This is a genomic window from Blautia hominis (assembly GCA_002270465.1).
In the GTDB taxonomy this organism is placed as follows: Bacteria; Bacillota; Clostridia; order Lachnospirales; family Lachnospiraceae; genus Blautia; species Blautia hominis.
This window is the reverse complement of sequence record NQOF01000019.1, coordinates 1-10,716: the sequence shown is the minus strand read 5'-3', so window position 1 is coordinate 10,716 and position 10,716 is coordinate 1. Positions and strand designations below refer to the sequence as shown.

The following is a 10,716-nucleotide window of genomic DNA, read 5'->3' as shown; positions in this document are numbered from 1 at the left end:
TGAGATATCCCATTCTATAAAGAAGTAAGACCCCTTGAAGACGACGAGGTGGATAGGGCAGAGGTGGAAGTGCAGCAATGTATGGAGCTGACTGCTACTAATCGGTCGAGGGCTTGACCTAAGCACGAAAGTGCGAACGGCGGGTAAGAAAAAAGGTTTTTGTGTTTTGTATATGCGGTTTTGAAGGTATATACCTTCGTGATGGCCCAGTGGCTCAGTTGGTTAGAGCGCCGCCCTGTCACGGCGGAGGTCGAGAGTTCGAGTCTCTTCTGGGTCGTTATTTTCTTGAAAAAGAAAATAATAAAATATAATGGGATCTTAGCTCAGCTGGGAGAGCATCTGCCTTACAAGCAGAGGGTCATAGGTTCGAGCCCTATAGGTCCCATTTTTGGACGATTTCCCGAGTGGCCAAAGGGGACAGACTGTAAATCTGCTGCAAATTGCTTCGGTGGTTCGAATCCACCATCGTCCATTTAGCTGATAAGATTAGACTTTAAAGTGAATATGCCGATGTGGCTCAATTGGCAGAGCAGCTGATTTGTAATCAGCAGGTTATCGGTTCGAGTCCGATCATCGGCTTTTCAACAATAAATTGTTGATTTAAATTAATAACGCGGGGTGGAGCAGTCTGGAAGCTCGTCGGGCTCATAACCCGAAGGTCACAGGTTCAAATCCTGTCCCCGCTACTCAAGTTTTACGCCCAGATAGCTCAGTTGGTAGAGCAGAGGACTGAAAATCCTCGTGTCGCTGGTTCGATTCCGGCTCTGGGCATTTTTATTGCCTATTAGTATGTTAATTGAATATGGAGCATTAGCTCAGTTGGTAGAGCACTTGACTTTTAATCAAGTTGTCCGGGGTTCGAATCCCCGATGCTTCACTGTAAGACAGTTCAAATTCAGATATTTCTGCATTTGGGCTGTTTTTTTATTATTTTTTTGCGGGGAAGGTCATCAGAAATCTCTACACAGAAAATAAGAAGCCATAATCTTGAGGGGGGATAGATTATGGCCTCTTATTTTCATGTCTACTTTTATAAAAATATAAAAAGAAGGAGAGCCGGTATAAGGGAATACCGGCATATGAAAAAGAAAAAGATTTTGAAAAAAGTCTTATTGGCTTTGTTCAAATACTAATATACATTGTAAATGTGATGAATCTGTGATGAAATAGTAAAAGAAATGTGAAAAAGTTTTTTATTTTTTATTCATATATGGATAGAAATCACTTATGTCTATACGAAGTATATAGTGTAACGGCCGTTAAAGAATATAGAATCGGGTGACATCTTATGAAAATAAACGAAGATAACTTTATAGAGCAGCTAAAGTTCCGGAACGAGAAGGCTCTTGAATATGTGATCGACAACTATGGACGTATTGTTAAATCTGTTGTAAAAAAACATCTGTTTTCATTGGAGTATTATCAGGAGGAGTGTATCAATGATGTGTTCCTGGCAGTCTGGGCGAATATAGATTCCTTTCGTCCTGAGAGGAGTAGTTTTTTAAACTGGATCGCAGGTATCTCCAGGTATAAGGCAATTGATTATAAGCGGAAATACTTAAACAGAGAACAGATGGAGAATCTGGATGATGTGACCGCAGGGGAGGAGGACAGAGAACAGATGAGGTTAATAGAAAAGGAGCTGTCTGAGGAGATGGAGGAGATGCTCAGTTGTCTGAATCCTGAGGACAGAGAATTATTTCTAAAGCTTTATGTGGATGAGATGGAGCCGGAAGAAGTGAGCAGACAGACAGGTTTGAAAAAAGATGTGATATATAACAGAGTTTCCAGGGGAAGAAGGAGAATCAGGAAACTGTTTTCCGGACAGAGAGGAGAAAAAAGTTATGAGCAGTAATATATATGAATTATTAAATGACATTCAGACAGATATGGGAAGTTATGGAATAGAGGAAGCAAATGATATAGAAAACAAGCGCTGGAAGAAAAATGTTTCCAAAAAGATTGGCGTGACAGGAAAAAAGAAAAAAAGATGGAAACCGGTAGCCGGAGTCTGTGCTGCTGCGTTGGTTCTTGCGGTAGGCCTGGGGAGCGGTCCGCTGCATTATATTGTTCAGGCTGCTGTAAAATCAATTTCTTATGATATTGCTACAATACTTGGGATTAAAAAGGATCTGGAACCTTACAAAACAGTAGTCGGGAAGTCAGTGACTACAAATGGCATTACGATCACTTTAAATGAGGTGATTGTCAATGAAGATGAGATCCTAATATCCGCTACAAAGGAGTATGATGAGAAGATCACGGATGAGAGCAAAAGACTGATTGGGGAAAGAATATATATCAATGGAAAAAGTGTATCGGACAGCTCATCCGGCGGAGAAAAGCAGGAGGGGGATCATACACTGGTATCTATTTCCGAGTGTGATATAAAAGGGGTTGATCTAAGCCAGACTCTTGATTTTGAAATACAGTTTATGGACTACGATAATACACGTGATACATGGGATTTTGAATTCTCTGCATCCGGTGAAGAACTTGCACAGAGTACAAATACCATTGAATTAGATCAGACCTTCACATTGGAAGATGGAACGGAAGTACATCTTGATAAGCTTACAGATAATCCTCTGGGGCAAAAAATATACTTTTCCACATCTACGGGTGAATGTGATTATGATCTTGTTTTAAGAGGTGTGGATGATTGTGGAAATCCGGTGGAGTTTACATTTTCCCGGTGGAGTGATGGAGTGGGAAGAATGAATATCTCCACCATTGATAACGGAAATCTCAGTGATGAGGCCACAGAATTGCAATTGACACCATACGCTGTGAAATTTCCGGAGCAGAGCGGGAGACTCAGTAATGATTTTAAACAGGCCGGAGATGAATTTGTTATCAATATAAGGTGACTGTGAGAGAAAAGGGGCAGGCGGTTACGCCTGTCCCCTTTGCGTTATAAATCTGCTTTGTACGGCGGATCTGCCGGATAACCGCTTCCGGCTTTCTGCATCCCCCGTTGTATGGCATCTCTGGAGTTCTTCCAGTCCGCATCCTTGTTTCGATAATCGAATTTATCACAGAACCATTCCAGATCATCTGTGACTCTCTGCATGTTATCAGTCATGAGAGGAAAGAGGATTTCGTAGAAGGAAGCTTTATCCTTGTCAGAGAGTAGGGATTCCGCCGTTTCTACCAGATCGCCAAAATGGGAGAGGCAGAAGCCTTTGCTATTTTTAAATAAATCTACAAATTCCGGATTTTTTCTGTATAGTTCAAAAAAAGTATCAAGATAGCGCACATATGTATTTTTGTAGTAGTCACAGATATAACAGTTCTGCTCCTGTTCCTTAACCCAGGCACCAATGTTTGTTTTAGGATTGTCCGCATCCAGTTTTGCCTTTTTAAAATGACCCAGCATGGAGGCTTTTCCAGGAGAGAACATCTTGATCTGTTGTTTCAGCTCTTCGTTTTTTTTCTTAAAGTGTGTGGTGAGGATCAGCCCGCAGCCCAGACGGTTTCCATAATCGAACATTTTCTTATAGTGTTCATGACAGAACCCCAGTTGATCTGTCTCTGCCCGTACATCGTCCTCCATATAGGAGGCACCGGATCCAAGGACAAAGTCCATGGAGTGCTGTTCCAGATTTCTTTCGATAAAGCAGAAAGGACATTCGTCGCCGGCATGGAATGCATCCATCAGCGGTATCGTGTATATTTTTTCCTTCATTTTTTCTTCCCCCGGTTTCTTTGCTTGTCTGATATTAGAGTAACATAAAAAAAATAAGAAAGAAAGAGTGCAAAATGTATTTCTATGCGATACAATAATAATACCGGTTTTTCCAGGGGATTTATGTGGATATCTAAAAAAAGTGTGGATAACTCCCGGGAAAGATCCATGTTCTGTTGAAAACTTCCGGTTACTGTGTAAAAAACGGTGTTTTCCGGAAACTGTGGGCAGGAACTCCTCCAGAGTTCCGTCCGGGAATCGGTTGCAGATTTTTTTGTGTCTGATAATATAGGATTTAGAGTTGAAAGTGGGGATTTGAAAGAAAAATGAAGAGAAATGTGGATTTGCTGGAAGGGCCTATAGCGGGTTCTATGGCAAGATTAGCTTTTCCCATTATGGGAACATCATTGATACAGATGGCGTACAATATGGTGGATATGATCTGGATCGGACGTGTCAGCAGCAACGCGGTAGCTGCAGTAGGGGCAGCCGGTATGTATATGTGGCTGGCAAACGGTATTACCACCATACCCAGGATCGGGGGACAGGTGACAGTGGGGCAGTCACTTGGAGCTATGGATAAAGAAGCTGCGATCGACTATGCCAGAGCCTCTATGCGGATGGGAACGCTGCTGGGGATTATATACGGAATACTCTGTGTGTTATTTGCCGGGCCTCTGATTGGATTTTTTAAGCTTAACAGCCCGGAGGTTATTCGTGATGCAGAAATCTATCTGCTGATCACCTGCGGGGCTATCGTATTTTCCTTTTTAAATCAGGTATTTACCGGGATATTGACAGCTATGGGAAATACCATGGCCGCTTTCAGAGCAACTACCATTGGTCTGATCATTAATCTGGTGCTTGACCCGGTTTTGATATTTGGAGTTGGACCAATTCCAGGTATGGGCGTCACAGGCGCAGCTCTTGCCACTGTATTTGCCCAGATTATTGTGTTTGTACTATATCTGGCCACTGTTTGGAGTGAGCCGGTTATTTTTCAACATATTCATTTGACACAGAGGGCGGATAAGCAGCACGTGCGTGATATCGTGCGTATTGGATTTCCACCCGCTGTACAGGATGCGCTGTTTTCCGGGATTTCCATGGTAATTGCCCGTCTGATCGCAGGGTGGGGAGATGCCGCGGTGGCAGTACAGAAGGTAGGAAGCCAGATAGAGTCTATATCCTGGATGGCTGCAGGAGGATTTTCAACGGCAGTGAACGCATTTGTAGCCCAGAACTACGGAGCAGGAAAAAGGGAGAGGATAAAAAAAGGCTATAAGACAGCCATGGGGATCATGGCGCTCTGGGGGATTTTTACCAGTTTTATTCTGATAGCGTTTCCTGAATTTTTCTTTCGGATTTTTATTACGGAGAAAGATGTATTGCCCATGGGCGTGGATTATCTGAGAATAATAGGGATATCCGAGTTCTTTATGTGTATGGAGATTACCACGGCCGGAGCTTTTCAGGGATTTGGAAAGACGGTTCCTCCTTCTGTGACAGGAATTGTTTTTAATACACTGAGGATACCCGGAGCTATGCTGCTGTCCTCTACGGCTCTCGGACTTAATGGTGTATGGTGGACGCTGAGTCTTTCCTGTGTATTGAAGGGCTTGGTGCTGCCGGTTTGGTTCCTGATCATCTTTGTGAAATATTATAAAAGCGGACGGAAAGAATTTTAGATACTGTTCACAGGCCACTGGACTGGGAGGCGTTTTCATTCTGGAAGCATGAAAATCCCGAAGCGCGATATGGGGCAGAATGATCTATATCTGTGCATCGCGAAGCATGTTACTGGAAACGGAGTGATCCGTAACGAATTTCAGAGGATAAGCAAAAAACAATATTTACGAAGATGACAGAATAGAGGAATCGTGATAAAATGGTAACAGTTCAGACAAGCTGAAACGTTACGCATCCGGCCATTAAAAATCGCTTTGCGATGGGCCGGATAAAGCTGGCACTACTTTTTCATACGGTCAGCGCAGTAAATGCGCAGACCTGTCTGAACTGTTATGTAAAATGAATAACAGTAAAGTTCTGCCTGTAACTGTGGAGGTACGGAACCGTTACAGTTTTGGTATATTATGAAAAGGGGAAAGAACAATGGATAAAGAATTTCGTATTGAAACCAAATGTGTGCAGTCCGGATGGAAACCAAAAAAAGGAGAGCCAAGGATTCTGCCTATTTACCAGAGTACAACATTTAAATATGATACCACTGAGGAGATGGGACGTCTTTTTGATCTGAAAGACGAAGGGTATTTTTATACAAGATGCCAGAACCCGACCAATGATTTGGTGGCAGCTAAGATTGCAGACCTGGAAGGTGGTGTAGCGGGAGTGCTTACCTCATCAGGGCAGGCCGCTACCTTTTATGCTGTATTTAATATTTGTGAGGCGGGGGACCATGTGATCTGCGCGTCTGCCATCTATGGCGGTACACTGAACCTGCTGGGCGTGACAGCAAAGAAGATGGGCATTGAGTGTACTTTTGTGGATGCGGATGCACCCGCAGAAGAGTTGGAGAAAGCTTTTCAGCCAAACACTAAGGCTGTTTTTGCTGAGACCATTGCCAATCCGGCGCTTGTTGTTCTGGATATCGAAAAGTTTGCAGGTCTGGCACATGCCCACGGGGTTCCGTTGATTGTTGATAATACATTTGCAACACCTGTAAACTGCCGCCCATTTGAGTGGGGAGCGGATATTGTAACCCATTCCACAACAAAATATATGGACGGACATGCAATGCAGGTAGGCGGCGCTATTGTTGACAGCGGTAATTTTGACTGGGATGCTTACGGTGATAAATTCCACGGTCTCACAAGGCCTGATGAATCCTATCATGGGGTGGTGTACACAAAGCAGTTCGGAAAAGCAGCATATATCATGAAAATTAATGCGCAGCTTATGCGTGACCTGGGTTCTATTCCATCTCCCACTAACTGTTTTATGTTGAATGCCAGCCTGGAGTCCCTGGCCCTGCGTGTGGAGCGTCATTGCTATAATGCCCGGAAAGTGGCTGAATTCCTCAATGAACATCCCCTGGTAAGCCATGTAAATTATGCGGGGCTTCCCGGAGATAAATATTATGAACTGGCTAAGAAATATATGCCGAAGGGTACCTGCGGTGTTATCTCTTTTGAACTGAAGGACGGAAGGGAAGCAGCAGTGAAATTTATGGACAGCCTGAAGCTGGCAGCAATTGTAACGCATGTTGCGGATGCAAGAACAAGTGTCCTTCATCCCGCAAGCCATACACACAGGCAGTTAAATGATGAACAGCTTGTGGCAGCAGGGGTTTCACCGGGAATGATCCGTTTTTCCGTGGGGATTGAGAATGTAGAGGATATTATTGAAGACCTGGCACAGGCTTTGGAAGCCAGCACAAAGTAAGAAATGAAATCATATCAGATCACAGAGTGGTGCCATGAAAGCTTTAGAATACATGCAAAGCCCGGAGGTGTCTATATAGATGCCACCATGGGGAATGGAAATGATACGCTTTTTCTGTGTAGGATGGCAGGTGAGACTGGCCGTGTAAAAGCCTTTGATATCCAGCAGCAGGCACTTGATGCCACGCAGGAGCTGCTGGAGCGGAATGGTTTGAGGCAGCGGGCAGAACTACTGCTGGAGAGTCATACCAATATGGGCCTGTATGAGCGGAAAGAGACAGTTGACGGTATATTCTTTAATTTCGGATATTTACCGGGTGGTGACCATTCTCTTGCCACAAAGCCTGAAAACAGTCTGAGGGCCATTTTAGAGGGCCTGGAGCTGTTAAAAAAGGACGGTGTTATGAGTCTTTGCATATACAGCGGAGGAGATACCGGTTTTGAGGAGAGGGACAGCATTCTGGAAATGCTGAAAAATCTGGACAGCAGGAAATATGTAGTCATTTTGAGTACATACTATAACAGAGAAAATAATCCGCCCATACCGGTATTGGTCATAAAAAAATAAGTAACTGTTCAGTACCCTCACAGTTACAGGCAAAAATCCATGCAGAGCCGCCTTTGGCGATGGGATTTTTGCTTGGCCGTGGTACACTTTCTTACGGTCAGCGCAGTGAATGCGCAGACCTGCTGAATAGTTACAAAAATAAAACTTTTTCTCAGGGAATACATTGCGAAAGGGCAGTGTATTCCCTGATTGCATGTAATAGGTATGGGACGAGAATGCCGATTCATATAATAAAAGAAAGAAATCGGCCGGGTTTTGTATGAAAGCAGGAAAAGGTCCGGGGATTTCCGGAATACTCATATTATTTTTACTGCCATATCTTTTGACTGTTATTATATGCGGGAGGAAAGCGTGCCCTGTTTCCAGGGAATCAGATATGGAAGATTATCTTCCGGCTGTCACAGCATCTCAGATATCCTGGGATGCGCCCCGTGAAGCCATAAAAGCACAAACCATTATCGCCAGAAATAATCTTTATCTGGAGTGGAAGAGAGGGACCGCCGCAAATACCATTCAAAATGCTTCCCAGGCGCTGAAAAGAAGAAAGATGGATGATCTGTTCCTGGAGCAGTTCCAGAAGTTCCAGGATGCGGCGGCTGATACCAGGGGGCAGGTACTTATGAAAGACGGGGATGTGGTAGAACTTCCTTATCATGAACTGAGCCAGGGAAAGACCAGGGATGCCCAGGAGGTACTTGGAGATGCTTTTTCCTATGCGCCTTCCGTGGATACTCCGGAAGATATCAACAGCCCTTCCTACATACAGGGGTGTTATTTTTCACTGGATGATCTGAAAAAGCAGATCCAGAACACATATCCCGGTTTTTCCATTGATGATATAGGGGAAATTGAGATCAAAAATACAGACAGTGCGGGTTATGTTATGGAGATCAATGTGGGAAACCAGGAATTTCAGGGGGAGAAGATAAGGGAGATCCTGCATCTGCCTTCCTCCTGTTTTACGGTCCAGACATTGGAAAATGAGGTCAGGTTCCTCTGTAAAGGTATTGGTCATGGGGTAGGACTGAGCCAATATACAGCGGAAAAAATGGCGGGACAAAAGAAAAAGTATGAGGAAATCTTAAATTATTTTTTTCCTGATCTAAAATTGAAGGAAATACAAAAGTAAAAGAGCGTAACAGTTCAGATAGGTCTGCGCATTTACTGCGCTGACCGTATGAAAAAGTAGTGCCAGCTTTATCCAGCCCATCGCGAAGCGATTTTTAATGGCTGGATGCGTAACGGTTCAGCTTGTCTGAACTGTTACAAAAGAGCTGCCGCGCGGAATTTTAAAATTATGTATAAGTTCACATATTCTGGCAATCCTATAAGAGAAAACAAATGGTTACTATTTACATCCACTTTCCCGGGAAGGATTTTTCCAAAGGGATGCAGCGCGATGCATAGCAAAGCGTGTTACTGGTCAAATAACTGCGCTTTTTAGGCTGTAAACAGTAACAACAAAAGGGGCGGATGCCCACTATAGGTTGAGGTGAAGAATATGAGTAAAAGAAACAAAATCCGCGTGGCTCTCAGCAGTTTTTTAGTGCTGGCCATAGTTGTAACATGTGCGGCTGTATATCAGTCTGGGAGTAAGAGCACACCGAATGAAAAGGAACTTGTCAAGAATGAGGAGAATACTTCTGACGAGGCAATGACAACAGAAGAAAAACCTGAGGAGGAATCCCAGGATGCCAACACCACTCAGGTTGAAGGTACCAGAGAAGTGCCGGAAGAGGCAGATACACAGGCAGAAGCAGTCCAGGAGCCTGCAGCAGAGCAGACAGAATCTGCAGACGCATCTGCAGCAGAGGATACACAGCCGGAGGCTGATACACAGGATGCATCCGCAGAGGTGGACAATCAGGCAGCAGTGGCAACTGCACCGGATGTGAACTTTACAGAAAGCTCTCTTATGGAGTGGCCTGTAAGTGGACAGGTAGTCATTGATTACGATATGGAACACACTGTATATTTCCCCACTCTGAATGAATATAAATACAGCCCGGCGATTGCTATTTCCTCAGAGGTTGATACGCCAGTGGCCTCCGTTGCAAACGGTCAGGTAGTGGCTGTGGAAGAAAGTGTTGAGACAGGAACAACAGTTACTGTTGACCTGGGCAATGGATATCAGGCAATTTACGGTCAGTTAAAAGATGTGGCATTCCAGCCGGAGCAGTATGTAGAGGCAGGAGCAACACTTGGTTATGTGAATGAACCTACAAAATATTATACAAAAGAGGGTGCAAACCTTTATTTTGAACTGAAGAAAGACGGAAGTCCGCTGGATCCTATCCAGTACCTGCCGTAATCAAGAAACCCACCTCAAGACAGAACAATTGTCTTGAAGTGGGTTTTTATATTTACATAGAAAAAGCTGTTACTGTAAGGTACTGAACTGTTACAAAAGTTTTATTGTGGGTATGAGGCGCAAAAAAGGGTAGTTTATTAAAAAAAATGTTTCATTAATCTGGATGAAAAATAAAAATATATAGTTTTGTAATGCTTTTTGAAACCTCTAAAATGGTATATTTTAAAGTAAGATAGGTAAATTTGTATACAATGTAAATTTTTAATTAGTTTGTTTGAATTTTTAGTGAATTTTTATTTTCTTGTTGACATTGGAAAAGAATGGTGTGAAAATATAAAGTATAAGGAAATTTATGCTTTTTTGCAGTAGGAAAAAGATGGAATGGAAGGAGTTCTATGCATTTAAAAAAATTGAGCAGAGTCGTGGCTGTAACAGTGGTACTGACAATGGTTACACCGTCCGCTGTTTTTGCCGGCGATATGACAAAGGTTGGAACAAATAAAATTGAAGAGCCTGAGGATACGGATTCTGCAAGTATAAAAGATCAGGATAAAAACCAAAAACCGACAGGTTCGGAGAATCCCGAGAACTCAGACAATCCAAATCCTGTAGAACCAGATCCGGAAAATCCAAATCCGGAGAACCCGGACCCGGAAAATCCGAATCCAGACCCGGAGAACCCGGACCCGGAAAATCCGAATCCAGACCCGGAGAACCCGGACCCGGAAAATCCGAATCCAGACCCGGA

General features: G+C 43.5%; 9 protein-coding genes, 7 tRNA genes and 1 rRNA gene. 16 read left to right on the top strand and 1 reads right to left on the bottom strand.

Annotated features, from left to right (window positions below):
- The 10 genes from CI595_RS25675 to CI595_RS25630 all read left to right on the top strand — a co-directional run.
- Window positions 1-121 (top strand): 23S ribosomal RNA (locus CI595_RS25675); the annotation flags it as partial.
- 82 nt (window positions 122-203) lie between these two features.
- A tRNA-Asp gene (locus CI595_RS25670) sits at window positions 204-277 on the top strand.
- Between the two features lie 35 nt (window positions 278-312).
- A tRNA-Val gene (locus tag CI595_RS25665) sits at window positions 313-385 on the top strand.
- Window positions 386-390: 5 nt separating this feature from the next.
- Window positions 391-472 (top strand) — tRNA-Tyr (locus tag CI595_RS25660).
- Window positions 473-506: 34 nt separating this feature from the next.
- A tRNA-Thr gene (locus CI595_RS25655) sits at window positions 507-579 on the top strand.
- 33 nt (window positions 580-612) lie between these two features.
- Window positions 613-686: transfer RNA gene (locus CI595_RS25650), tRNA-Met, on the top strand.
- 12 nt (window positions 687-698) lie between these two features.
- Window positions 699-771 (top strand) — tRNA-Phe (locus CI595_RS25645).
- 33 nt (window positions 772-804) lie between these two features.
- A tRNA-Lys gene (locus CI595_RS25640) sits at window positions 805-877 on the top strand.
- 411 nt (window positions 878-1,288) lie between these two features.
- Window positions 1,289-1,855, top strand: coding sequence for a sigma-70 family RNA polymerase sigma factor (locus CI595_RS25635; protein ID WP_095176456.1), 567 nt, complete (start codon window positions 1,289-1,291; stop codon window positions 1,853-1,855).
- Entirely contained in the window at window positions 1,845-2,870 is a 1,026-nt protein-coding gene (locus CI595_RS25630) for a DUF4179 domain-containing protein (protein ID WP_095176454.1), read from the top strand. The genes CI595_RS25635 and CI595_RS25630 overlap by 11 nt, the downstream gene beginning before the upstream one ends.
- Window positions 2,871-2,914: 44 nt before the next feature.
- Here the strand turns inward: CI595_RS25630 and CI595_RS25625 are convergent, their stop codons facing one another.
- A complete protein-coding gene (locus tag CI595_RS25625) occupies window positions 2,915-3,688 on the bottom strand; it encodes a DUF6062 family protein (RefSeq protein WP_095176452.1) in 774 nt (257 codons plus the stop codon).
- Window positions 3,689-4,014: 326 nt separating this feature from the next.
- On the opposite strand from CI595_RS25625, the gene CI595_RS25620 reads away from it, so the two are divergent.
- The 6 genes from CI595_RS25620 to CI595_RS25595 form a co-directional block, all read left to right on the top strand.
- Window positions 4,015-5,376 carry an MATE family efflux transporter gene (locus CI595_RS25620; protein ID WP_095176451.1) on the top strand — a complete coding sequence of 454 codons (1,362 nt, stop codon included), beginning with the start codon at window positions 4,015-4,017 and terminating at the stop codon, window positions 5,374-5,376.
- Between the two features lie 424 nt (window positions 5,377-5,800).
- Complete coding sequence (locus CI595_RS25615; protein ID WP_095176449.1) at window positions 5,801-7,090, top strand: O-acetylhomoserine aminocarboxypropyltransferase/cysteine synthase family protein; 1,290 nt, start codon at window positions 5,801-5,803, stop codon at window positions 7,088-7,090.
- A 3-nt stretch (window positions 7,091-7,093) separates the two neighbouring features.
- Complete coding sequence (locus CI595_RS25610) at window positions 7,094-7,657, top strand: tRNA 5-(aminomethyl)-2-thiouridylate-methyltransferase MnmM (RefSeq protein WP_095176446.1); 564 nt, start codon at window positions 7,094-7,096, stop codon at window positions 7,655-7,657.
- Window positions 7,658-7,916: 259 nt separating this feature from the next.
- Window positions 7,917-8,786: a SpoIID/LytB domain-containing protein gene (locus tag CI595_RS25605; RefSeq protein ID WP_095176445.1), complete on the top strand. Its 870-nt coding sequence runs from the start codon at window positions 7,917-7,919 to the stop codon at window positions 8,784-8,786.
- Window positions 8,787-9,158: 372 nt separating this feature from the next.
- Window positions 9,159-9,968, top strand: a complete 810-nt coding sequence (locus CI595_RS25600; RefSeq protein WP_095176443.1) for a peptidoglycan DD-metalloendopeptidase family protein — start codon at window positions 9,159-9,161, stop codon at window positions 9,966-9,968.
- 395 nt (window positions 9,969-10,363) lie between these two features.
- Window positions 10,364-10,716, top strand: a 353-nt coding sequence (locus CI595_RS25595) for a hypothetical protein (RefSeq protein ID WP_205728127.1), incomplete at its 3' end; no start/stop codon positions are given.

Excerpts from the sequence above, each read along its gene's own strand:
- CI595_RS25620 (WP_095176451.1), top strand. The coding sequence starts at position 4,015 with ATGAAGAGAAATGTGGATTTGCTGGAAGGGCCTATAGCGGGTTCTATG.
- CI595_RS25605 (WP_095176445.1), top strand. The coding sequence starts at position 7,917 with ATGAAAGCAGGAAAAGGTCCGGGGATTTCCGGAATACTCATATTATTT.
- CI595_RS25625 (WP_095176452.1), bottom strand. The coding sequence starts at position 3,688 with ATGAAGGAAAAAATATACACGATACCGCTGATGGATGCATTCCATGCC.
- CI595_RS25630 (WP_095176454.1), top strand. The coding sequence starts at position 1,845 with ATGAGCAGTAATATATATGAATTATTAAATGACATTCAGACAGATATG.
- CI595_RS25600 (WP_095176443.1), top strand. The coding sequence starts at position 9,159 with ATGAGTAAAAGAAACAAAATCCGCGTGGCTCTCAGCAGTTTTTTAGTG.
- CI595_RS25635 (WP_095176456.1), top strand. The coding sequence starts at position 1,289 with ATGAAAATAAACGAAGATAACTTTATAGAGCAGCTAAAGTTCCGGAAC.
- CI595_RS25615 (WP_095176449.1), top strand. The coding sequence starts at position 5,801 with ATGGATAAAGAATTTCGTATTGAAACCAAATGTGTGCAGTCCGGATGG.
- CI595_RS25610 (WP_095176446.1), top strand. The coding sequence starts at position 7,094 with ATGAAATCATATCAGATCACAGAGTGGTGCCATGAAAGCTTTAGAATA.